Source organism: Pseudomonas cerasi (assembly GCF_027983475.1).
GTDB classification, from domain to species: domain Bacteria; phylum Pseudomonadota; class Gammaproteobacteria; order Pseudomonadales; family Pseudomonadaceae; genus Aquipseudomonas; species Aquipseudomonas cerasi.
Genome location: NZ_JAQJVM010000001.1, coordinates 16,952 through 41,085, shown reverse-complemented (window position 1 = coordinate 41,085; position 24,134 = coordinate 16,952). Strand labels below are relative to the sequence as shown.

The following is a 24,134-nucleotide window of genomic DNA, read 5'->3' as shown; positions in this document are numbered from 1 at the left end:
CCATCAATTTGCGGGAGGTGGGGAGATTTTTTTACGGGTCGGCAGTAACCGGCTGAAATCCTTGCGAGTGGCCTTGAGCAACTCGACGACGCCACGAACACCGATGTGGCTGACTTCGCGCAGCGCAGACAGCGGTGTGTCCGGCTTGCCGCGGCCCCAGGTCGACGCCCAGGTGTCGGCACGGCCAAAGGTCAGGCGTACCAGCTCGCTCTGCTGACGCAGCGACAGATCATCGAAACGAGTGCCCAGATAACCGTCGCGGCAGAACATTACCGTGGCAGGGAAATGGCTGGTCTGCGTACCGCGATACAGCGACACCGTGATGCTGTCGCCACTGTCGATGCCCGAATCGGCGGGCATCACCAGTCCGAGGCCGGTCTGGGAAAAATCCTGAGTCACGGCGTCGAATACCACGCCATCGGCGCGGGTAACGCGAATCGGCAGTCTGGCCTGGACCCGCGGCTCGGTACGCACCTGACGGATCTCGCTGGCCACCGCAATCGCAGCGCTGGTGATGATGATGTTGTAGATCGTCCAGGCCATGTTGATGACGATGGTCAGGGTGATCGCATCGTTATTCCAGCCCAGTTGGTAGAGGCTGTAGATACCGAGTGCGAAGACCACTGCGTTCAGCGTCAGCAGCACGATGTAAGGCCGCGCCAGCGTCCAGTCGAAAAACTTCTCCTCGACCACTCCGCCCTTGTCGGTCACGTTGAAGCCACCGAATTTCGGATTGACCAGCGCCATCAGCACCGGGCCCATGATGTACCACGCCAGCACCGCCTCGTAGACCTCGTTCCAGAACGAATGGCGGAAGCGGCCCTGAATCCGCGAATTGGTCAGGCTGGCGTGGGCAAGGTGCGGCAACACATAGGCGGTGATCATCAGCGCCGAGGCGTGCATGACCTCGGCGCCGAACAGCAGGTACGCCAGTGGCGCGGTGAGAAACACCAGACGCGGCAGGCCGTAAAAGAAGTGCAGCATCGAGTTGGCGTAGCACAGCCGCTGGCCCAGTGACAGACCTTTGCCCAGCAGCGGGTTGTCAGTGCGAAAGATCTGCGCCATGCCCCGCGCCCAGCGAATACGCTGGGCAACGTGACGTGACAGACTTTCCGTCGCCAGCCCCGCCGCCTGGGGAATCGCAAGGTACGCCGTGTTGTAGCCGGCCCGGTTCAGCTTCAGCGCTGTGTGCGCATCCTCGGTCACGGTTTCAGTGGCCACACCACCGATGTCCAGCAACGACGAGCGCCGCAGCACCGCACAGGAGCCGCAGAAGAAAGTCGCGTTCCACAGGTCGTTGCCGTCCTGCAGCAAGCCGTAAAACAGCTCGCCCTCGTTAGGCACGCTGCGGAATGTATCGAGGTTCTTTTCGAACGGGTCGGGCGAGAAGAAAAAGTGCGGCGTCTGCAGCATCGCCAGTTTCGGGTCCTTGAGAAACCAGCCCATGGCGACCTGCAGAAAGGAGCGGGTCGGCACATGGTCGGCGTCGAACATGGCGATGTACTCGCCATTCGTGGCCTTGAGCGCTTCGTTCAGATTGCCCGCCTTGGCATGTCGATTGTCGCCGCGGGTCAGGTAGCCGACACCGATCTGTTCGCAGAACTCGCGAAAATCCTCGCGACGACCATCATCGAGCACATAGACCCGCAGCTTGTCGCGCGGCCAGTCGATGGACTGGGCGGCAAAGATGGTCAGTTTGACGATGCTCAGCGCCTCGTTGTACGACGGAATAAACACATCGACGGTCGGCCACTGGCTGGAATCGCTCGGCATGATCACCGGCTTGCGCTGCAACGGCCAGGCTGTCTGCACGTAACCCAGCACGATGACGATCAGCGTGTAGAACTCGGCGATGATCAGCCCATAGCCCAACAGGCTGTCCAGCCAGTTGTCGAAATCCAGGGTCGAGGTCAGGCGCCAGTACATGTAACGAAACGAAGCCAGCAACGACAGGGTCACCAGCGCCAGTACCGAAATACGCCCCGGTATCCGGCGAATCACCAGCATCGCAGCGAAGCATGCCAGGGCAAAAAAGCACTGTGCATAGAGGTCCAGCGGCACGGTGACGACCAGCGCCATCAGCAGCAGGCCGACGACAATCGCCACGCTTTTCAAGGTGCGTCGCAGGGTCGTCGACAGACCGCCGAACCACGCCAGCAAAGCATGCAGCCACAATGATGAGCGCGTCCGGGGTACGGACGCGTCGAGCGACAGGTTGGTCATGACAATCGGTTCTCTTCTACGTCCTGAGTCAGCAGTCGGGCAATCAGCACATTACTCAGCACGCGAAGGTCTTGGGTGCCGGGAGAGGCACTCGGAACCTGGACCGCGTTGTGGCCGTAGGCCAGCGCTTCTGCGAGCGCGTAATCATCGCGAACGACGCCCAGCAGGCGCTCGCCCAGACGTCGCGCCAGTACGTCGTACATGTCGCGACTGAAGGTGCGCGAAGCATCGAACCGGTTGATGACGTAATGACAGGCCGGCGGCTGCGACCCCGCCAGAACCGGCTCGAGCCAGCCCTGCATCTGATCCAGTGTCACGTAGCACGCCGCATCGGCGGTCAGCACCACCAGGACCTGGCTGGCAGCAGTCAGCGCCTGTTGCAACATGCGCAGGTCACCGCACGGCACATCGAGAATCACCACGTCGCGGGCATCGAGCTGCATACGGGCGATCTGACGGACCAGCCAGTGTGGATCGTTTTCCTGAAAATGCTCAAGGGAACGACGCTCATCGAGCGGCAGCGCGCCATATGGCAAAACCTGCGTGTCGCAGGAGCCGGTCAGCAACAGCGTGCGCCAGTTTTCGCCGCTCAGGCTGGCACCGCCGAGGCCGGCCACATCCGGGCTGGCATTAAGGTGGTGCATCAAGGCGTTTTGGGGGTCGAGATCGATCGCCAGTGTCTGCGCGCCGGGCACTCTGACCAGGCTGGCCATTGCCGCGCTGAGCGTACTTTTACCCACACCGCCCTTGGCTGACACCACCGCAATCACGCGCGCCGATGTTCTCGGCGGCTGGCCCTTGAACAGCGATTGGACCAGTGCTTCGTTGTTGCGTGCCTGCGCTTCAGCCTGGCGTGCCTGTGCGGCCTCGGCAAGCAGATTTGCCAGGACGCCGGAGGCTGCACCTTTGGCTGTCGGGGTCATCTGAAGGTCAGGTGCCGTGTCAGGCGTCTCGGCCGGTTGCGCCGCACAGGTCTGCTCAGGCACCGATTGATCGGTTACGCGTGGCGGCGTAGCAGGAAAGACACTGTCTACGGGCGTTTCGTGGTAGTCCAGGCTGTCGTCGATCTCCAGATAACCCTCGGAGCTCGCGCCAAAACGCTGAAACAAATTGGCCACATCGTCAGCTCGATTCATCCGGAACGACCTCAAAAGGGGCCGCTACGCACGATCCCTGTGTGAATGCATTAATACCAATGTGTAATGTCATTATGACAGTGTCAAGAAACCGATATATGTCGTCCACAATTTACCGATGAACGGTAAATTGTTCTTTTCTTGACATATTTCTGGCGTTGAAAAACCGTGCATTTGGCTGTTTCAAATGCGTTTGGAAGGAAAACGGGGTGCGAAAAGATAGCTACCTGTCCATTGAGCAGGACGGTAGCTATCGAGGTGAGAGGATGTCAGTGGCTGGCAGGAGCCGGGGTTGTTGCAGGAGCTGTTTCTGCGGACTGAGGCAGTGGCATGCCCTTGGGCCACAGCAGCCAGATATTGCCTTTCTGCTTCATGTCGCCAGCCAGCTTGCCCGCCTCATCGCCGGTCCCCCAGAACAGGTCGGCGCGTACCTCACCGGCAATCGCACCGCCCGTGTCCTGCGCCGCGACCGGACGGACCACGCTGCTGCCATCCGGCCGCGTCGTGGAGAGCCAGAGCAGACTGCCCAGCGGAATCACCTTGCGATCGATGGCCACGCTGTAGCCGGGGGTCAGTGGCACATTTAACGAGCCGCGCGGGCCTTCGTTGCTGTCGGGGTTACGGGCGAAAAACACGTAGCTGGGATTGCTCGCCAGCAGCTCGCTGATACGCTCCGGATGCGCCTTGGCCCAGGCGGCGATACTGCCCATGGTCACGTCTTCCTTCTTCAACTGACCCTGCTCTACCAGCCAGCGACCAATCGCGCGATACGGGCGACCGTTCTGATCGGCGTAGCCCAGACGCAGCTGCGAGCCATCCTCCAGACTCACGCGCCCCGAGCCCTGAATTTGCAGGAACTGCAGATCCATCGGGTCGGTCAGCCAGGCAATCACCGGCGCGTTCAAGCCTTGCGCGCTGATCGTCGCAGCGTCGTCGTAAGGCTTGAGCACCCTCCCCTCAAGCCGACCGCGCAGCCGCTTGCCTTTGAGCTCGGGGTAAATGCTGTCCAGATTGACCACGATCAGATCGTCCGGGATGCCATAAACCGGCACATTGGCGGTGGTGGTCTGGGTCAGGCTGCCCGGATAAACAGGCTCGTAATAGCCGGTGATCAAACCATCGGCACTGCCTCCATCTGCGCGCAGGCTGTAGACCTGCAACTGCTCCTGCAAAAAGGTGCGGATCTGCGCCGCATCCGGTGCGGCCGCGAGACTCACCGCCGCCGCACACGTCGGCCCCCACACCGCATCGGCTTTCAAACGAACACAGGCGCTGCGCCAAGAGGCAAAACCGGCCTGCAAATCCGCGTCGGACACCGCTGGCAACGCGTCCCAGCCGGCCTGGCTATAAGTGGTGTGCGGCGCCGCAGGCGGCGTCACCGGCTTGTCGGACTTGTCACACGCGGTCAGCAACGCAGCCAGTGGCAAAACCAGCGCCAGGCTCCGCAACCATGGTTTGAAAGAGAGCATCATCAGTAGCACCAATCCTTTTACAGCCCGCAGCAGGCTGGTGGGTGAAAGGAGTCATTGTGGCTGAAGCGGGCAGAGGGGCCTAGGGTTTGTCTGAAAAGTCAGCCTGGATGATGCGGCGTAAGAGAAAAGATGGAGTCGAGCAAATCAGCGCTCATGAGTGGTACGCGTTGCGCCGGTGCGGCACGCCCCCCTTTGTACCTGATAACAGATAGGCTGCATTCAAAGGGGCTTTTAAAATACGTCAGTAGACTGCTGCCATGCTGAAAGCGTCTATGTATTCGCCATCTCGATAGGCGAATTTCCTGTGCGTCCCCTCTATGACAAAGCCATTCTTTTCATACAGTGCGATAGCGGGCTTGTTATCAACGAAAACAGTAAGCTCCAGGCGCTTTAAATTCATCCATCGCGAGGCAGTAGTAGTGAGCTCGCTCAATAACAAGTCACCAATACCCTGGCGATGATGGTCGTCTGCGACCCCCATCCAGAAATCAGCTACGTGCTGTCTGCGCCCCTGAAAACGATAGAGCATGGCGCAGCCAACAACCACGCCATCCCGCTCGGCAACCAGGGACAGTCCAGAAGCACTTCGACTTTCAACAAGCTTTTTTATGTCGTTGATTGACTGGTACGGCATACGAAGCGTCCACCAACGGAATACCGGTTGTTCAAACATATCCGCCAGCGGAGACCAATCACTGTCTGCCATGGCACGGACGATCAAGCTCATTTCAGCCCCCTCACTAACACTGCCCTTTCGGCTACCCATCTGCTTACTGTCAAGGCTTGCCCGGATGCGGTTCCGGATAGTCGCGATTGATGTCGATGGGCTTGGCGTACGGCCCGGCCCAAAGCTGCTCGTGCAACTGGCCGATGCGTTTGGCCATCGAGCCGTCGTGCATCACCACTTCAAGATTGCGCGAGTTGTCGAGGTAGCCGCCCAGCCAGTTGCTGGTGCCTACCCAGGCCACCTGATCATCAATATCCATGGTCTTGCTGTGGATCACGCGTGCGTAGGGGATAAAACCCTGAGCCGCCATCGGCAATGTGACGACGCGCACCTGCACGTTGGGCACCAGCGCCAGGCTCTTGAGGTAAGCGACTTCGGGCATGCCGGTGTTCCAGTCGGACACCATGAGCTTTATCGACACGCCGCGGGCGGCCGCGCTGCGCAGGGCATTATCGATGACCGCATAGTAAGGCCGGGTTTTGTCGGGCCCGTAGGACAGAGGCGCGTAATCCAGCAACTGGACACGAACCTCGCTTTTGGCTTGCGCCAGCAAACGCGGCAGTTCGGCCTGGGAGTCGACGACCCCTGGCGGGTTATAGCGCTGCGGGCTGGCGGTCAGGTAGTTGCCGTTGGGCGATGGGCTATCGATCGGGTGCGGCACGGGAGCCGGTTTGCCCTCGGTAATGGCAGCCTGGGCAAGCCAGTCCTGATCGAATATGGCCTGCGTCTGGCCCACGATGATCGGCTCGTCAATGCGCAGGCCGGTTTCGTGGATGTGCTCCAGTGAGCGCCAATCGAAATTCTGACTGCCGATGAACGCCTGTCGGCCATCCACGACCAGAAACTTGGCGTGAATGATGCCGCTGCCCGTGAGCTTTGCGTAGGGCAGTACGCGCAGGGTGAGATTGGGAATGGCGCGCAGTCGCTCAAGGGTCTGCGGGTCGGAAAGTTTCAGGCCTTTTTCTTCCAGCAGAAAACGGATTTTCACTCCGCGCTGCCCGGCTGCCGTCAGGCTTTCAAGCACCTTGTCCATGACCGAGCCTGCGTGGTCTGCGACATAGAACTGTTCGATGTCGATACGCTCGCGAGCCCCGTCAAACAGCTCCCGCCAGACCTCGTCGGGTGCTCGCAGGTCAGGCGTCTGCAGGTCAGACCCGACCGGCACGGTGTGGACCAACTCGAAACCCGGAATGGCGAAATCTGCCTGCGCGCACGAACTGCCCAGCAGTAACGCTGCGATCACGGCGCGGTAGCTCAGGGACAGTCGACGATACGAAGGGTAATAGGGCATTGCGAACCTCATCGCCAGACACAGACAAGATGGCGCATGCCATAGGCACGCGCCGCCAGGTGGATCAGGCCGTCCGGTATTTCGGTTGAGCCGAAGCAGCCGGATGCTCGGCTTCGTCATGCACACGTGCTCCGCTGGAAGCGCGGATCAGCAGGATCTTGAGTTGGTCGTTGATGCGTTCCAGGCTGTCCTGAAAGTAGTTGTGAAAGACCACGCAGAACAAAGCAATGGCAATACCCAGCCCGGTCGCGAACAGCGCTGTACCGATACCGGCGGAAATCTGCCCGGGATCGGATACACCGGCACTGGCCAGGGCCTTGAAGGTATCGATGATACCCAGAATCGTCCCCAACAAGCCCAACAGCGGCGCAGCGGTAGTAATGGTTTCGATCAGCCAGAGGCTGCGGGCCAGCGGTGCGCGAGTGCTCAGGTACTGGGTTTCGATGACATCATCCAGATCCCTGCGCGAGCCCTGCGCATTTTTTTGCGCCAGCACCGGCAGGACCATTTCCAGCGGCAGGCTGGTCCGGCGTGTCAGCGTCTCCGGCAGATCCTTTTCACTGTGCACCGAAGCACCGAGTGCCGTTTGCAGCGCCCGCGACTGGCGACGCACGTAAGCAAAGTAGATGCCTCGTTCGATCGCGACAAAGATCGCTATCGCGATGGCGGCGTACATCACATAGAACGTGATGTCGTGAAGCTGATTCATGTCCATGGCACGGACCTCTGGTCAATGAAGATTAGAAATTGGCTTCAAGAGAAACGGTAACGGTACGCTCGACCCCGACGATGTAGGCCGGGTCGCCGTCGCGGAAACCGCTGTAAGTGCCCGCGTTGGTTTTGGTGGTGTACACACCGTCCAGGTATTCCTTGTCGAACAGGTTGTCGACGTTCAGACGCAGAGTGGCGTCCTTGACGATTTTCTTGTCCACCGGAAGGTAGATCCCCGCGCCCAGATTGAAGATGGTGCGCCCCGGAATGCTTTCGTCGTTGGTCAGGTCGCCATACAGCTTGCTGGTGAGCTTGGCGCCAAAGGTCCCGTAATAACTGCCGTCGTCGTAGCCGATGTTGGCGGCCAGCATGTTCTTCGGCACGTTGGTAAATTGCTTGCCGCTGGTGGGCAGCTCAATGGCGGTGCCGTTATTGAAGACGGTCAGGTCATCTTTCTGTTTGGCGCGGGTGTAGGTGTACGAGGTGTAGTAATTGAAATGGTGCGGCAGCAAGCCACTCCACTCCAGTTCCAGCCCGCTGTTGTCGACTGCACCGGCGTTGATGTCGGCAAAGTCGCCGTTGATATCTTTTGATGACACCTGCCGGTCCTTGAACTGCAGGTAGAACAGCGTGGCCGCCAGCGTCATGTCCTGTTCGGTGTAGCGCCAGCCCAGTTCGTGGTTCCAGCTGGTTTCTGGCTTGCTGTCGATGGAGCCGGTGCCCGGGTCATACAGAACGTAGTTCTGCGGCACGCGCATGTTGCGTGACAGGCTGTAGAACAACTGGTCGCGCTCATCCAGCTGGTATTTGAGGCCGACGTTCGGCAACAGCTTGTTGTAGGTCTGGTCCCGTTTTTCCGGCCGCTCGGTCAGGCTGCCGTGGTTGGTGCCTTCGCGCTCGACATTCATGTAGGCCAGGCCGCCGACCAGCGTCCAGTCCGGGGCGAAATACCAGGTGTCCTGAGCCCAGACTTTTTGGGCAGGCGTCACGGTATAACGGTCACGGCCCTGGATCTCGTTGCCGTTGGCATCGACCATGTAGTCCGAATCCGGCTGGATGCTTTCAGGCTTGCCATTGCTCTTCAGGCGGATGAAAGGCTGAGTCTGCGACTGTCGCGCGCGTTCATACCAGTAGCCGACCTGTACGCTGTGTTCGTCGTTGACGTCCCAGTTCAACTTGGTGGTGATCCCCGGACGCCACGTCTGGGTGCGCGACGGCCGGTAATAAACGCCAGTGGTCGATGATCCGTCTGCGTTATAAGCCGCCGCCGTCGGCAGGTTGCTCAGGTCGAACACACCGTTCTGGTTCGAACCGCGGTTGAGCGCATAGGAAGAACTGTTCACGCCGCTGCCATTACCCCAGAAATAATAGGGGATGACGGAAAGAGACAGGTTGTCGGCCAGTTTGAATTGGGTATTGAGCACGCCGGTGAACGTCTGGAACGGGTTCTGCGCCAACTCGTAGTAGCTGGACAATTTACCGTTGCTGCCCAGCGCTGGCGTCGAAGGATAAGGGTCAAACTTGCGCCCGTTCTGCTGGAACTGACTCTTGGTGAGCTGGCTGTAGCTGTTGTTGTCCTGCTCGTGGTATTTGAGGATCAGGTTGGCGGTATTGCCCGAGCCCATGTCGAAGAAACTGTTCCACTCAACCTTGTCGGCACGCACCGCGCCATCGCCGCGCCATTTCTGACCTTCGGTGTGAGACATCGACAGCCAGTTGCTCAGCCCGTTGATCTCTCCGGTGTTGAGTCGCGCGAAGGTCTTGTAAGTGCCATTGCTGCCCGCCACCTGCTTGACGAATGCGCCGGTTTCCTTGGTGGGCCGGATGGTGACGATACCGATGTTGCCGCCGCTGGAACCGATGTGCGGGCCGTCACTTTCGGCAGAGCCTTGAGTCACGAAAATCTGATCGATGTTTTCCGGATCTCCCAGCAGATTGGAATACAGCGCGTAGTTACCGGAGTCGTTGATCGGCATACCGTCCACCGACATGCCGACCTGATCGGAGTTGAGCCCGCGCATGGTGAATTTGAAACCAGAAAGACCTGTGGCGTCTTCGCTGGAGATATTCAGGCCCGGTGTGTACTTGAGCTTATCGATCGCATTCCCGGTCGCCGTCTGCTTGTCGAGCGCTTCCTTGGTGACAGTGGAGCGCGCCTTGATGCTCTCCTCCTGCACCATGTAGCCACCCCCAACCGTCGCCTTGCCTTGCACACCAATGGTGCCGACATCACTGCCACTCGAGTCGGCCATAACCATGCCGTGACTCATGCCCGCGGCGACCAACGCAAGGTGAATTCTGGAAAACTTCATCACTCTGTTCCTTGTCAGTGCTATTGCACGCTGTAGTTGAAGGTGGCGGTGAAGCGCTGTTCGCTGCGTCCACCAAAGGCTTGCTCGGGAAACGGCTTGACCTGCTTGATGCGTCGCAGACTGTTGGCGGCTGCGCGGTTGAGCAGCATGCTGGAGGCCTGGGTCTGAATGCCGGAGTCCAGCACTCGCCCCTGGCGGTCGACCAATAACCACACCACAACCTCGCCACTCGGACGCTCCAGTGAGGCCTGACGACCAGTCGGGTATTGTTTGTAACCGTCCAGCTCACTGCGCAGCCCTTTGAGGTAGCCACCTTCCATACCCTGGGTGTCGACCTTCGGCGGTGCGGGTGGCGCAGGCGGTGACGGCGGCGCAACCGGGGCGTTGGCGATCGGCTTGCTGGGTGCCTGAACCGGCTCGACGGGTTTTGCCACTGCCGGTTTGAGCAAGGGCTTAGGCCTTGGTTCTGGCTTGATCTCCGGCTTGGGTTTTGGCTTGGGAACGGGCTTGGGCGGCGGTGGAGGTGGCGCCGGTTCGGCCTCTTCGCTTTCGACTACAGGCGGCGGAGGTGGCGGCTCGTCAGGTTGTACCGGAGGCGGTTCGGGCTGCGTCAATGGCTCAGGGGCGGGCTGCTCGGGCTCGACCAGCGCCAGCTCGACGGCAGATTCGTCGTAGACCGGCTCCATTTTCAGAGGACGGGTCTGTACACCAATCACGATTGCGATGAGCGCCACCAACGCAGGCAGGCCACCAAGCCACTGACGTACACGAAACAGGAAATACATGGTCAGGATTTGCGCGTGGCGATGGAGACTGACGTGAAACCACCCAGACGCAGGGTGTCCATAATCTCGACCAGACGAGCGACTTCCACGCCCTTGTCACTGTTAACGATGATCGTGGTTTTAGTGTCGGGCTTTTCCAGCGCTTTCAAGGCAGGCACCAGGGCGTCGACCGTGGTCGCCTTGCCGTCGAGCTGTAATTCGCCGTTGAGCCCCAGAGTCAGGATCGATTTGTTCTGCGGTTTCAGTTGCTGCGAACTGCTGGCACTCGGCAGCTGGGTTTTCATCCCCAGCGCCGGAATCACGTTCAGGCTTACCAACACGAAAAAGACCAGCAGGAACATCATCACGTCGATCATGGGGATCAGTTCGATGTGCGCCTTGCGCTTTTTAGGTTCGTCCCACGTTCTCATGCCAGCCTCTCGCTTTCTTGTTAGAGGCCGAGAATCTAGCAACCGAACATGACCGATCGGTTGGTTTTACAAGACCGATACATGACTGTTACATGGCTGTTACCTGTACATCTCATGGCACTTAAATGATTCTTGAGGCCGTCACGGAAATGCCATAACAACGCGCCAGCGTTTGAGCATTCAACCCGACGGAAAATACGGATGAGTCACCCGCTGCCCACTATCAGAACCTCGCGTCTGCTGCTCGCCGCGTTGCAGCCGGAACAGGCACTCACCTTGTCACGCCTGGCCGACGAGCCGACGATTGCGGCCATGACTTCTGCACTGCCCAGCCCCTACACCCTTGAGCATGCGCGGGCATTCATTGCACAGACCCACGACCAATACACCGCCGGTCAGATGTTGAGCCTCGGGGTTCACATTCAGGAAACCGGAGAGCTGACCGGGATCGTCTCGCTACGCCTTTCGATGCCGCATCGCAGCGGCCATCTGGGTTACTGGACAGGAACGCACTATCAAAATCAGGGTTACGCCTGCGAAGCGGCTCAAGGCTTGCTGAGGCATGGCTTCACGGACATGAACCTCAACCGCATCGCCGGCCAGTGCTTCAGCGACAACCCGGCCAGCGCCAGGGTCCTGGAGAAGTGCGGGTTATCGTATGAGGGCTGTACCAGAGAGGCATTTCTGAAAAACGGTGTGTTCAAGAACATGTTGCTGTTCGGACTGTTGCGCTCGGAATACCCATCGTCGGAGGCCACGTCATGACCGATTTCAATCCGGATCGTCGACGCATCATTACCGGAGTCGCCGGTGCAACATTGCTGTCGATCCTCAGCCCATTTGCGCGCAGCGCGGGGGTCGATTATCCATTCACGCTCGGCGTGGCATCTGGCGATCCGTTGCCGGATGGCTTCGTGGTATGGACACGTCTGGCGCCCAAGGTGATGACGCCCTCGGGTGATGGCGGACTGAACAAACCCGTTGAGGTGCGCTGGAAGATCGCCAGCGATGCGGCCATGCTTCACGTAGTCCGCACAGGACAGGCCACCGCCCATCCGCGCCTTGCCCATTCGGTGCATGTTGAAGTGAGCGGCTTGCAGCCTGGACGCCCGTATTGGTATCAGTTCGAGAGCCTGGGGGCGCAAAGCGCTGTCGGGCAGGCCTGTACTGCTCCGCTGGCAAGTGCCATGGTCTCGGCGCGGTTCGGCTTCGTGTCGTGTTCGCACTGGGAGGCCGGGTATTTCAGCGCCTATCGACACCTGGCGGCAGAGCGCCCGGATCTGGTGTTCTTTCTTGGCGACTACATTTATGAGATGAACATATCCCCGGAAAACCCTCGGTTCCCGCGTCACCACGCTACACCTGACCCCATGGACCTGGCGGGCTATCGTAATCGCTACGCTCAGTACAAGACCGACCCCGACCTGCAAGCGCTGCATGCCTGTGCGCCGAGTGTGGCCACCTGGGATGATCACGAAGTACAGAATGACTACGCCGCGCAGTGGTCCCAGGACCCGAACGTTCCGGTGGACAGTTTTCTACGTCGCAGAGCCGCCGCTTATCAGGCGTTTTACGAGCACATGCCCTTGCGCGCCAGCAGCCTGCCCAAAGGACCGGACATGCGTATTTACCGGAACCTGGACTATGGCCGCCTGGCACGCTTTCATGTGCTGGACGGTCGGCAGTATCGTTCCGAACAGGCGTGCATCCAGGCCAACGGCAGCCGTCGAGGCTACGTAGCGCCCAGCGACTGTCCGGATCTGAGTGACCCCAAACGCACCATGCTCGGCTGGGAACAGGAAGCCTGGCTGGACCGCAGCTTCGCTGAATCACCTGGACAATGGAATGTCATTGCCCAGGACTTGCTGGTCGCTCCACTGGAACAGCGCAATCTCAAGACCCAGGCGCTGGGCCACTGGACCGACGGCTGGGACGGCTACGCGGCGACCCGCGAGCGCATGCTGGCATCCCTGCAACGCCACCAGACCCGCAACCCGGTGTTCTGGGGTGGCGATATCCATTCGTTCTGGACCACCGACCTGCACGCCGAGGCAGGCAATCCGGATTCAGCCATCGTCGCCACCGAATTCGTCGGCACCTCGGTAACCTCCAGCGGACCACCGTTCGACGCCTTCAACAGCATTCTCGGCCTCAACCCACACGTGAAGTTTTTCGACAGCCGTCAGCGCGGCTATGTGGCAGTGGACCTGAACGAACAGCATATGCAGACCCGCTTTCAAGTGGTGTCGGATGTGCTGGACCCTGCGGCGAGCGTGTCAACGCTGAAGCGTTTTGTGGTGGAGGCTGGCAAGGCGGGGGCTGTTGCCGGGTAGGCGACGTTTTGGATTGGCCATATTGTGGACAAAATTGTCCACTGTGAAGAGACAGTAAAACCCGCTTCAGGCGCTTTTTCCCTTTCCGGTGAGCTACTAACCTGAGCCCATGTTGCACGCCAGACCTCACCTACCCAAACGAAAGGACTTGACCATGACCCACACCACCTACAACCGCCTGAACAAAGATGACGCCATCGTTTTGCTGATCGATCATCAGACAGGCCTGATCTCGCTGGTGCAGGACTTCTCGCCGAACGAGTTCAAGAACAATATTCTGGCCCTGGCTGACCTGGCCCGCTTCTTCGAACTGCCGACCATTCTCACCACCAGTTTTGAACAAGGCCCCAACGGCCCGCTGGTTCCGGAACTCAAGGCAATGTTTCCCGATGCGCCGTACATTGCCCGGCCGGGTCAGATCAACGCCTGGGATAACGAAGACTTTGTAAAGGCCATCAAGGCGACCGGCCGAAAACAGTTGATCATTGCCGGGGTAGTGACCGATGTGTGCGTGACCTTTCCGACCCTGTCGGCATTGGCTGAAGGGTTTGAAGTATTCGTGGTCACCGATGCCTCCGGCACCTTCAACACCACGGTTCAACAAGCCGCGTGGTCGCGCATGACGCAGGCAGGTGCGCAGTTGATGAACTGGTTCTCGGTGGCCTGTGAGCTGCAAGGTGACTGGCGCAACGATATCGAAGGACTGGGTAACCTGCTTTCCGAGCGCATCCCGAACTACCGCAACCTGATGAACAGCTATTCGGCACTGACTGCTCGGTAGAGGCTGTCGACAAGTAGGGTGATAGGCGTCCGTAAGAACACTATCGTGCCCATGCGTTGGCATGCCGTCCAGGATGCTTAGCGTCCGATCTTGATTGCGCGAAGAGGCGCAGAGGTGGATGGCCAGACTGCAAGGACCGGCCATTTCCACACCGCACAACACACCACAGAGTCCGCGAAACCAGAAAGACTACTTCAACTGATTGGCAAACCGCCCCACGGCACCCACCACCTGTTTGGCTCCTTCCTGAATCTCGACGATCACGGCACCGGCCTCGTTGGCCAGCACCAGGCCCTGCTCCGCCTGGGTGCGGCTGTTGGCCATGCCGCGTACTGCCTCATCGGCCAGCGACTGGTTTTGCTGCACGACGCTGACGATTTCTTCGGTCGCGGCGCTGGTGCGGCCTGCCAGTTGGCGGACTTCGTCAGCCACCACGGCAAAGCCCCGGCCCTGCTCACCGGCACGTGCGGCCTCGATGGCGGCGTTGAGTGCCAGCAGGTTGGTCTGCTGGGCGATGCCGCCAATGGTCTGCACGATGGAATTGATCAGCAATGACTGTTTGCCCAGCGCTTCGATGCCCGAGGAGGCTGACTGCATCTCTTCGGAGATCTTGCGCATGGTCTTTACAGTGTTTTGCACCACGTCCGCGCCGCGCTGGGCGCTGACGTCGGTCTGCTGGGAGATTTCAAACGCCACGCTGGCGGCCTGACTGACTTCTTCTTCGCGGGCCACCTGGTCGGTCACCATCGTGGCGAACTTGACCACCTTGTAAAGTTTGCCCTGAGCATCGTGGACCGGGTTGTAGGTTGCTTCCAGCCAGACCTCACGCCCGTTGCTGTCGAGACGCTTGAAGCGCCCGGCCACGAACTCGCCACGGTTGAGCATCGCCCAGAATTCCCGGTACGACGCCTGAGAGGTTTCCGCAGGATCACAGAAGATGCTGTGATGCTTGCCCTTGATCTGCGCCAGGTTATAACCCATGCCACGCAGGAACTGATCGTTGGCGGTCAATACCTGGCCGCTGAGGTCGAACTCGATCACGGCGGTCGAGCGTAACAGCGCCTGGATGAACGCGGAGTTCTCGGCAGCCGTTTCGACGATCTGGGTGATGTCCGAACCGTAGCATTGCAACGTCATCAGCCTGCCTTGCTCATCCAGCACTGGCTGCCAGAGGGCGCGAATCCACACCAGCCGGCCATCGGCATGCAGAAAACGGTACCTGTCGATGACCGACTCGCCCTTCTGCACCGCCACTTTGAGACTGCGGTAGCAATCCAGCTGTTTGACGTAAGTAGGCACCAAGTGATCGAGATCCTTGCCCTGCAGTTGCTCCAGCGAATAGCCAAGCGCATTGAGAAAGTTTTCATTGGCGTGGACGATGTGGTGGCTGGCGTCCAGAGTCAAAGACACCATTTGCGCATCCATCCCTTTCTGCATCTGCCGGTACATGGATAACTCGGCCTTTTGTGCCTGTAATTCCTTTTTCAAGCGAGCGTTGAACATGACGGCACCCATAGTGAGGTTGTACGTATATATCGACACAAGCGTAGACGGGATTAAGGCATTTCGTCTGATGGTGGCAGGATGGGTTGGGTTATGTTGTCTTGGCGCGTGCGGGCTTTAACTGCAAACACCCTTGAATATGTCAGGCTGCTGAACAGCGCCTTGAGGCGAAACAAAGGGCATGCGCAGCAGGTCAAACGGATCGACCCGCCCTTGCTAAACTCATTTACTTGCAGCACGTCCCACGAGGAGGCCACACGATGCAACGCATTCTGATCACTGGTGCAAACGGTTTCGTCGGGCAGATGCTGTGTCGCAAGCTACAGCAGGCAGGACATCATGTAGTTGCATTGGTGAGCCCTGAGTCTCCTGAGTCCGCTTGTGCCGCCGAATCGCTGCATTGCGACATTCGCGATGCCTCTGGCTTAGAGCGTGCGGTGTCCCGATCAAACCTCACTCATGTTGTACATTTGGCTGCAATCACTCACGTACCCGCCAGTTTCGAGGACCCCTTGATGACCTGGCAAACCAATGTCATGGGCAGTATGAACCTTCTGCAGGCATTGCAGCGCCAGAGTCCACAGGCATTTGTGCTGTTTGTGAGCTCATCGGAGGTCTACGGCGAGGCATTCAAGCAGGGTATTGCCCTCGACGAAAACAGCGTATGCAGGCCTATGAACCCGTATGCCGCGAGCAAACTTGCTGCTGAAACGGCCTTCCACGAAAACTTTCGTCGCGGACAGAGGGGTATCGTCGTACGCCCTTTCAATCATATTGGCGCGGGGCAATCAGCTGACTTTGCAACGGCCTCATTTGCTCGTCAGATTGCCTTGATAGAAGCAGGCAGGCAGGCACCGCAATTAAAAGTTGGAAATTTGCAAGCAGAGCGAGACTTTCTCGATGTCAGTGATGTGTGCGATGCGTACATCGCCCTGTTGAAAATGGCCGACACGCAGCAAACCTACGCTCGGTGCCTGAATATTTGCCGTGGCGAGCCCATACGTATCGAGGCCATACTCAACCAACTCACGGCACTGAGCTCAAGCACGATAGAGGTGGTCAACGATCCTGACCGAATGCGGCCGTCCGATATACCCAGCGCGTTCGGCGATAACTCCGCTATCCGCAGAGCGACTGACTGGGAGCCTACTACGACGCTGCGGGATACGCTGGCAACGCTATTGAATTACTGGCGCAATGAAGTAGCTGAGATGGTTTGAGCGATCAGGCCTCGGTGCAAGTGACGTTATACCCGTTAGCACCCGAGGCTTGAGTCGGACAGCATGGAAAGGGTTGATCAGAACGATGTCCCTTGCTGATTACGCTTCAGATCTGCGTCCACCATCAACCGACAAAGCTGCTCAAGGTTAGTACTTGCCTCCCAACCAAGCACCTGCCTGGCTTTCTCAGGATTGCCTATCAGCAACTCGACTTCAGAGGGACGGTAGAACCTGGGATTGACCTGGACGAGGGTCTCGCCCGTCGCCACATTGATGCCCCGCTCGTTCTCCGCGCTGCCTTTCCATTCCAGATCTATGTCGACAGCCTTGAACGCCATGGCCACAAAGTCACGAACCGTTTCGGATCTGTGGGTCGCCAGTACAAATGAGTCGGGCTCGTCGGCCTGCAACATGCGCCACATGCCTTCCACATACTCTTTGGCAAACCCCCAGTCACGCTTGGCGTCCAGATTGCCTAACTCCAGAAGTTGCGACATACCCAGTGAAATGCGTGCGGCAGAATCAGTTATTTTGCGGGTGACAAACTCTTTGCCGCGCAGCGGAGACTCATGGTTGAACAAAATGCCGCTGGCTCCAAAAATCCCATAGGACTCTCGATAGTTGACCGTCATCCAGTGCGCATAAAGCTTGGCGACGCCATAAGGACTGCGCGGATAGAACGACGTGCTTTCGACCTGTGGGACTTCTTGCACCTTGCCGAACATTTCGGAAGTCGATGCCTGATAAAAGCGTATCTTCGGGTTCACGATGCGTATCGCTTCGAGCAGGTTGACTGCACCCAAGCCGGTAATTTCGGCAGTCGTTATCGGTTGGTCGAAGGAAACGCCGACAAAACTCTGCGCCGCCAGGTTGTAAATCTGAGTGGGTTCGGCTTTTTGCAACAAGCGAATGCTGGCACTCAGATCAGTCAGGTCATGTTCAACAAGGTGCAGATTCGGATGGCTGGCTACGCCAAGCTCTTCGAGACGCCAGAAATTGACCGAGCTGGTACGGCGATAGGTGCCGTAAACCTTATGCCCTTTCTCCAACAGAAGTTGAGTCAAGTACGCGCCATCCTGGCCAGTGATGCCCGTGATAATTACAGATTCTTCAGGTGTATTCATAAATAGGAGCTCGGTCCGGGTTCGCTTGGCTTCATTTATTATGCCGAGATAAATTCATGAATCCCGGCGCGCCTGCTTCGAAAGCAGCCCACATTGTTTGAGTCGAAGCATAAGACCACTATAGATGGGGATCTGAAGTGCAAGCAGTCATTTTTCAGACATCTCTGCCTCCCCTAGGCTGCCGGAGGGTGTCGCCAAGAGAAACTCACCGCTCTCCTGCAAAATCCCCAGGACATCGATGATCTAAGGTGCAGGACACAGTAGAAGCTTTACCCACGTAGGCAACAGCCACCACCGGTCGACTTTGGGAGAGTGACACGATACATTGATAGCACTAAGACATCACTCGTGATGTCCTATGTCTCTCGATGTTAATGTCCCGGTGTCACATGCTTGTTTCTGCCCTTGAACGTCCCAATCTTGAAGATGCGCAACTCCTTGCCGAGGTCGAGCAGACGATCACTTCAGGTGTTGGCTCGTTACGCTTCAGCCGTGTTCTTGAGCAACGCTATCAGGAAGAAACCCGGCTACCGCGGCGCGAGTTCCTGACGGCGGTAGGGATTGGCGGCAGTCTGATCTACAACCTGTTCCTGATCAGTGACTGGTTGATACTGCGGGATGTGTTTTTCTATGTAGCCGTGGGCCGTCTGTGCCTGATGACGCCGATGTTTATCGCGCTATTGATACTGGCTCAACGCGTTACCACGCGCTGGGCGATGGAAACCATCGCTGCATTCGCCACGGTCGTGTGCTCGCTCATGCCATTGCTGGTCATGATTCACAGCGACAGCCCTTATCAGATCTTTTATCAACTCGGCATGCTGTTGATCATGGTCTACTGCACCATGATCCAGCAATTGCCGTTGCGTCATGCCGCTGTCGCCATGTCATGCATGCTGATCATCCAGTTGGTGACTACCTACATTGCCGACTTCGCCGACTTCGTGATCTGGCAGGCCAACGCCGTGTTGTTCGTCTCGACGGTAGCACTGCTGCTGATGGCCTCCTACTTTCTGGAGCGGGCAAGCCGCATGAGCTACCTGTTTGCGCTCCGCGGGCGCCTGCTTCAAGTGCAATTGATGGAGTTCGCGCGTACCGATGGGCTGACCCGGCTGTTCAATCGACACTACCAGGATGAAGTGATGACCTCCGTCTGGGAGCACGCTCGCAATACGCCGGCGAACGTGGCGATCATCCTGCTGGACATCGACCACTTCAAATCCTACAACGACAACTACGGGCACCCGCAAGGCGATACTTGCCTCAGATTGCTTTGTCAGAAAATCCAGCAAAGCGCGCATGAGCATGGCGCTGTGGCGTTCCGGTTCGGCGGCGAAGAGGTTCTGGTGCTGATGATCGGCGATGCCGTGCAGGCCAGAGAAGTGGCCGCGGCCCTGCAGAGCGCTGTTGCCGAGCTTAAATTGCCGCACCCGGTGCTGGGCGAAAACGCGCTGGTCACCATCAGCCTCGGCGTGGCGTGTGCGACAGCGCCCCTGACCAGCGCCGAGAACCTGATTGGTGCGGCTGACAATGCCCTCTACGCGGCCAAGCGCGCCGGACGTAATTGCGTGTGCTTTGCGTGAAATGAAACACCGCAGGATCCTGCTTTACGCCACGCCCCTGCCACTTTAATCTCGGCGCACACCCAGGCTGGGAGCCATCGCATGAGTATTCACATTGACGTCAACACCAACCCTACGGAAGAGGATCGTCTGGCGATTCTGGAACCACTGAAACGGTTCAACGCCGAGCAGGCGGGCGACGGCAAGTCCGGGAAAGTGGCGATGTTCATTCGCGATGATCAAACCCGGGAAGTCCTCGGCGGCCTGCACGCTCGTATTCTTTATGAGTGGCTGTTCATCGAGCTGCTGGTCGTGCCGGAACAAGCCCGTGGGCAAGGCATGGGCTCGCGTCTGATGCAGATGGCCGAGGATCTGGCGGTTGAAAAGGGCTGCACGGGAATCTGGCTGGACACCTTCGACTTCCAGGCCCCCGACTTCTATCGTCGCCACGGTTACACCGAGTTCGGCCAGATTGACGACTATCCGCCTGGCAACAAGCGCTTCTTTTTCCAGAAGCGCCTGCCGAACACAACGGCCTGATGCTTGCGTCAGACCTTGAACTTGCCTACCAGATTGTTGAAGGAAATGGCAAGACGCGACAGCTCCTGGCTTGAAGCACTGGTCTGGTGCGCACCTGCGGCGGTCTGGGTGGAAAGGTCCTGAATGTTGACCAGGTTGCGATCCACTTCGCGCGCAACGTGGGACTGCTCTTCGGAGGCCGTCGCAATCAACAGGTTGCGGTCGTTGATCTCGGCGACGCTCTGCGCAATGCGCTCCAGCGACTGCCCCGTGGCCTGAGCCAGGGTTTGCGTGTTGCTGGCCAGCGTGCGGCTGTTGCCCATGGCCCGCACGGCCTGATCGGCACTGGCCTGGACACTGCCGATCATGGTTTCGATTTCGCCAGTGGATGCCTGGGTTCGAGCGGCCAGCGCCCGTACTTCGTCCGCTACCACAGCGAAGCCGCGCCCCTGCTCGCCTGCACGCGCAGCCTCGATGGCGGCGTTGAGGGCCAGCAGGTTGGTCTGCTCGGCGATCCCACGGATCACGTCCAGCACCTGCCCGATCTCACGAACGCGTCCGGCGAGTTCTTCGACCATCGTGGTCGAACTGCTGATCTCGGCACTGACGGTATTGATCGCATTCACGGCATCACGGGCCTGATCACGACCGGCAGCCGCATCGGTGCTGGTCTGTCGGGACGCTTCCGACGTCGACATGGCGTTACGCGCGACCTCTTCGACCGCAGCGGTCATCTCGTTCACCGCCGTAGCGGCCTGCTGAATCTCATCGTTCTGACGGATCAGACCGCGACTGCTTTCTTCAGTCACCGCATTCAGCTCTTCAGCGGCCGAGGCCAACTGGTCGGCAGCGCTGGATATTTGCCCGATCGTGCTTTTCAGGTTGTCCTGCATATCGCTCAGGGCAACCAGCATCATGCCGGCTTCGTCGTGATATTGGCTGGTAATCGGCAGGGTCAGATCACCGCTGGCAATTCGCCGGGCATTGGTCACTGCCGTACTGATTGGCGTGCTGATGGCGCGACTTATGAACAGACCCATCACAAACGCGGCCAAGAATGACAAACCAATGCCGATGTACAGGTTTCGTTGCGCAGCGTCCTGTGTCTGGTCGGAAGCGACAGCGGCCTCCCCCGCCTGACGATTATTGGAGTTGACGATGGTGGTCAGCTGATCCATGACCTTCAGGTAACCGCTGCGTACATCACCGTCGATGATCGCTCTCGCACCCGCAATGTCACCGGACAGGGCAGTGCCTTTGGCCTGCTCGATGAGTGCCTGATAGCCAGGCCAGTCTCTGTCCATCTGATCACCGGCGGCGCGCTCGTCATCCTCAAGCGGCGTAGCCCGGTAGGTGGCGTAGCTTTTTTCAGCCTGAGTCCTGTTAACGGTCATGCTCGCGAGAATATCGTCCTTGACGCTTTGCGGGGCGTTGCCTGCCATGGCGGCCAATAAACGATAAAGATCACGGTTCTGAGCAATGACCGAGGCCTTGACCTCGCCGGTTTTTGTAACCGACAGCAGGCTGTTGGTAAACACGTTATCCAGGCTGACGGACAAGGCACTGATGCCTCGACTGCCTATTACGCCTACCCCTAGGGTGAAAAGCGCACATAACGCAAAAGACATGAAAAGCTTGGCCGACAGCCTCGCGTTGTAGAACCATTTCATAGCTGAAACCCTCATGAGCAAATATGGCACAACGCCATAAAAACTTTATGGAATTCAGATGCCTGTTGCATAGTCATGTATCGGCATTTTCAGCGCACTCTGCAGGCGGTTAACAAAGTCTTCATACGGACATGGTCGAGCGGGCCGCCTCGCATGCCTGCAATGTCCGGAAACACGCGCTCGCGTGGTGTAACAAGAACTTTCCAGGCCCGTTGCGTTACCATTCTCGCCTGTGTCCCGCCAGAGTCATGAGTCAGGATGTCTGCTTCTTCCATCGAACAACTCACTTCGTTACCGTCCATCCTTGCCGGCCCGCTGTTGCGCCGTCAGGAAGCCGGCCGCCTGGTGTTGTGGCTGGCAGGGTCTCGTCCGTTGCGCCTGACCGTGCGCCTGCGCCATGCCGCTACCGATGCCCCCACGGCGGGCTTTAACGATTACGTACTCGACGACCGGCAATGCCAGGTCATCGCAGTCGGGCGCCAAGCGTTCATTCACCTGATCGATCTGCAACTGGAAGCCGAACTGCCCCGCGACACCTGGATCGAGTACGACCTGCTGGTGGAAGGCGAAGGCGGCATTGCCGAGTGGGCGCCGCACCTGCTGTACGAGGGCAACCGCTACCCGAACTTCGTGGTGCGCAGCAGCATTGATCACCTTTTGCATGGCTCGTGCCGCAAGCCGCACCACAGCGCGGCCGAGGGTCTGCTGTGCGTGGACCGCCTGCTGGCCGACGTCAAGGAGCCGCTGCAACGCCCTGCGCTGTTGATGATGAGCGGCGATCAGATCTACGCCGACGATGTCGCCGGGCCGATGCTGCGCGCCATCCATGTGCTGATCGAGCGGCTGGGGTTGTTCGACGAGCGACTCGACGGGGCCATCGTCGATGACAGCCCTCGTCTCTATGCGCATCCGGCCAGCTATTACCAGCGTGCCGACCTGCTGCCGGCCCTGAAAAGCAACGACACGCTGCGCGAGCGTTTTTTTGGCGGCACCAGCAAGCCGGTATTCACCAGCAGCACAGCGGATAACCATCTGGTTACCCTGGCGGAAGTCATGGCGATGTACCTGCTGGTCTGGTCACCCACGCCCTGGACCCTGATCGAACCCGGCAGGCCGCGGCTGGAGGACGGGGAAGTCGAGCGCTACGCGAGGGAGCAGCAACTGGTCGAGGCATTTGCCGAGGGCCTGGGCGGCGTAGCGCGGGCGATGGCGCATCTGCCGTGCATGATGATTTTCGACGACCACGACATCACCGATGACTGGAACCTGTCGGCGAACTGGGAGCAAACGGCTTACGGCCACCCATTCTCCAAACGCATCATCGGTAACGCCCTGCTCGCCTATCTGCTTTGCCAGGGCTGGGGGAATAACCCGGATGCGCTCAACGGGCTGGTCAGGCAGGCTCACGCACTGAGCACCGAGGCCGTGTCGAACGACAACTGGCTGGACAGCCAGGCCCAGGACCAGCTGATTGATCAGCTGTTGAAGTTTCAGCAATGGCATTACGTGTTACCCACCAGCCCGGCACTGGTGGTACTGGATACCCGCATCCGGCGCTGGCGCAGCGAGTCGAACTTCAACCACCCGTCCGGCCTGCTCGACTGGGAAGCGCTCAGTGAACTGCAACAGGAGCTGATCGACCATAAATCAGCGATTATCGTCTCACCTGCCCCCGTGTTCGGCGTCAAGTTGATCGAGGCCATACAACGGATATTCAGTTGGTGCGGCTATCCGTTGCTGGTCGATGCGGAAAACTGGATGGCGCACCGTGGTGCCGCCAACGTCATTCTGAACATCTTTCGCCATTCCAGAACACCGGGCAATTACGTGATCCTGTCGGGCGATGTGCATTACTCGTTCGTCTACGAAATCCTGATTCGCCAGCGCAGTGGCGGGCCTCATATCTGGCAAATCACCAGCAGTGGTATCAAGAATGAATTCCCCCGTCGTCTGCTGGACACTTTTGATCGGCTGAATCGCTGGTTATACTCTCCCCGCTCACCTCTTAACTGGTTCACCAAGCGCCGCCTGATGAAGGTTGTTCCGCGCACGCCCGAGCACAGCAAGGCCGGTGAACGCTTATGGAACTCGGCAGGTGTCGGGCAGGTACTGTTCAACGAACAGGGCCAGCCGACCCTGATCAACCAACTCAATGCCAACGGTGACCCGCCTACCTGTTTCGTCGAACCGGAAGAATACAGAGACCAGCGATCTGACCCAGAGCGTGGCTTTATGGAAAACAACCGGAAAACAAGGGAGAGTCACCGCTAAACTTATCGGCAATTGCCGGGTCGATAGTTGCTACCGGTCAGGTTGCGGCACACCCTGGCAAGCATTATTTCCTGGAGAGCGCCC

The 24,134-nt window shown here is 58.8% G+C and carries 19 protein-coding genes and 1 pseudogene; 7 read left to right on the top strand and 13 right to left on the bottom strand.

The features are described from left to right. Positions 1 to 3: 3 nt before the first annotated feature. From bcsA to PI739_RS00130, 9 genes are all read right to left on the bottom strand, one after another. Positions 4 to 2,223 (bottom strand): UDP-forming cellulose synthase catalytic subunit, encoded by a 2,220-nt coding sequence (bcsA, locus tag PI739_RS00170; protein ID WP_003365732.1) that lies wholly within the window; start codon positions 2,221 to 2,223, stop codon positions 4 to 6. Continuing rightward, positions 2,220 to 3,359, bottom strand: coding sequence for a cellulose biosynthesis protein BcsQ (gene bcsQ / locus PI739_RS00165; protein WP_054080615.1), 1,140 nt, complete (start codon positions 3,357 to 3,359; stop codon positions 2,220 to 2,222). Before bcsQ ends, bcsA begins: the two co-directional genes overlap by 4 nt. A gap of 269 nt (positions 3,360 to 3,628) precedes the next feature. Next, entirely contained in the window at positions 3,629 to 4,831 is a 1,203-nt protein-coding gene (gene mltA, locus PI739_RS00160; RefSeq protein ID WP_003365736.1) for a murein transglycosylase A, read from the bottom strand. 241 nt (positions 4,832 to 5,072) lie between these two features. Next, on the bottom strand, positions 5,073 to 5,558 hold the full coding sequence (locus PI739_RS00155; RefSeq protein ID WP_024663319.1) for a GNAT family N-acetyltransferase: 486 nt from the start codon (positions 5,556 to 5,558) through the stop codon (positions 5,073 to 5,075). Positions 5,559 to 5,607: 49 nt separating this feature from the next. Continuing rightward, on the bottom strand, positions 5,608 to 6,849 hold the full coding sequence (locus PI739_RS00150) for a phospholipase D-like domain-containing protein (protein ID WP_096127943.1): 1,242 nt from the start codon (positions 6,847 to 6,849) through the stop codon (positions 5,608 to 5,610). A gap of 64 nt (positions 6,850 to 6,913) precedes the next feature. Continuing rightward, positions 6,914 to 7,564, bottom strand: a complete 651-nt coding sequence (locus PI739_RS00145; RefSeq protein ID WP_003365740.1) for a MotA/TolQ/ExbB proton channel family protein — start codon at positions 7,562 to 7,564, stop codon at positions 6,914 to 6,916. Between the two features lie 25 nt (positions 7,565 to 7,589). Further along, the gene (locus PI739_RS00140) at positions 7,590 to 9,872 is read right to left on the bottom strand and encodes a TonB-dependent receptor (RefSeq protein ID WP_003433789.1); all 2,283 of its coding nucleotides are present in this window, start codon (positions 9,870 to 9,872) and stop codon (positions 7,590 to 7,592) included. Positions 9,873 to 9,892: 20 nt separating this feature from the next. Next, positions 9,893 to 10,657 carry an energy transducer TonB family protein gene (locus PI739_RS00135; protein ID WP_003433791.1) on the bottom strand — a complete coding sequence of 255 codons (765 nt, stop codon included), beginning with the start codon at positions 10,655 to 10,657 and terminating at the stop codon, positions 9,893 to 9,895. A 2-nt stretch (positions 10,658 to 10,659) separates the two neighbouring features. After that, positions 10,660 to 11,067 carry an ExbD/TolR family protein gene (locus PI739_RS00130; RefSeq protein ID WP_003380333.1) on the bottom strand — a complete coding sequence of 136 codons (408 nt, stop codon included), beginning with the start codon at positions 11,065 to 11,067 and terminating at the stop codon, positions 10,660 to 10,662. Positions 11,068 to 11,268: 201 nt separating this feature from the next. Here PI739_RS00130 and PI739_RS00125 point away from each other — a divergent pair, with 201 nt between their 5' ends. From PI739_RS00125 to ycaC, 3 genes are all read left to right on the top strand, one after another. Continuing rightward, a complete protein-coding gene (locus PI739_RS00125; RefSeq protein ID WP_003433795.1) occupies positions 11,269 to 11,832 on the top strand; it encodes a GNAT family N-acetyltransferase in 564 nt (187 codons plus the stop codon). Continuing rightward, a complete protein-coding gene (locus PI739_RS00120; RefSeq protein ID WP_003433796.1) occupies positions 11,829 to 13,400 on the top strand; it encodes an alkaline phosphatase D family protein in 1,572 nt (523 codons plus the stop codon). Before PI739_RS00125 ends, PI739_RS00120 begins: the two co-directional genes overlap by 4 nt. A gap of 154 nt (positions 13,401 to 13,554) precedes the next feature. After that, a complete protein-coding gene (gene ycaC / locus PI739_RS00115; protein ID WP_003365747.1) occupies positions 13,555 to 14,181 on the top strand; it encodes an isochorismate family cysteine hydrolase YcaC in 627 nt (208 codons plus the stop codon). Between the two features lie 189 nt (positions 14,182 to 14,370). On the opposite strand, the gene PI739_RS00110 is transcribed toward ycaC, so the two are convergent. Next, the gene (locus PI739_RS00110) at positions 14,371 to 15,684 is read right to left on the bottom strand and encodes a methyl-accepting chemotaxis protein (protein ID WP_032609546.1); all 1,314 of its coding nucleotides are present in this window, start codon (positions 15,682 to 15,684) and stop codon (positions 14,371 to 14,373) included. 260 nt (positions 15,685 to 15,944) lie between these two features. Here PI739_RS00110 and PI739_RS00105 point away from each other — a divergent pair, with 260 nt between their 5' ends. Beyond that, on the top strand, positions 15,945 to 16,904 hold the full coding sequence (locus PI739_RS00105; RefSeq protein WP_054080613.1) for a GDP-mannose 4,6-dehydratase: 960 nt from the start codon (positions 15,945 to 15,947) through the stop codon (positions 16,902 to 16,904). A gap of 77 nt (positions 16,905 to 16,981) precedes the next feature. Here the strand turns inward: PI739_RS00105 and gmd are convergent, their stop codons facing one another. Continuing rightward, complete coding sequence (gene gmd / locus PI739_RS00100; protein ID WP_003365756.1) at positions 16,982 to 18,028, bottom strand: GDP-mannose 4,6-dehydratase; 1,047 nt, start codon at positions 18,026 to 18,028, stop codon at positions 16,982 to 16,984. A 389-nt stretch (positions 18,029 to 18,417) separates the two neighbouring features. On the opposite strand from gmd, the gene PI739_RS00095 reads away from it, so the two are divergent. Then, entirely contained in the window at positions 18,418 to 19,611 is a 1,194-nt protein-coding gene (locus PI739_RS00095; protein WP_003433802.1) for a GGDEF domain-containing protein, read from the top strand. 81 nt (positions 19,612 to 19,692) lie between these two features. Continuing rightward, positions 19,693 to 20,130, top strand: coding sequence for a GNAT family N-acetyltransferase (locus PI739_RS00090; RefSeq protein ID WP_054080612.1), 438 nt, complete (start codon positions 19,693 to 19,695; stop codon positions 20,128 to 20,130). Between the two features lie 8 nt (positions 20,131 to 20,138). Here the strand turns inward: PI739_RS00090 and PI739_RS24775 are convergent, their stop codons facing one another. Then, complete coding sequence (locus PI739_RS24775; protein ID WP_408637169.1) at positions 20,139 to 21,002, bottom strand: methyl-accepting chemotaxis protein; 864 nt, start codon at positions 21,000 to 21,002, stop codon at positions 20,139 to 20,141. Then, positions 20,997 to 21,779: pseudogene (locus PI739_RS24770) on the bottom strand (MCP four helix bundle domain-containing protein); the annotation flags it as partial. The gene PI739_RS24775 and the pseudogene PI739_RS24770, both read right to left, overlap by 6 nt. Positions 21,780 to 22,037: 258 nt before the next feature. Here PI739_RS24770 and PI739_RS00080 point away from each other — a divergent pair. Next, positions 22,038 to 24,050, top strand: coding sequence for an alkaline phosphatase D family protein (locus tag PI739_RS00080; protein WP_271351443.1), 2,013 nt, complete (start codon positions 22,038 to 22,040; stop codon positions 24,048 to 24,050). Positions 24,051 to 24,134: the final 84 nt, after the last annotated feature.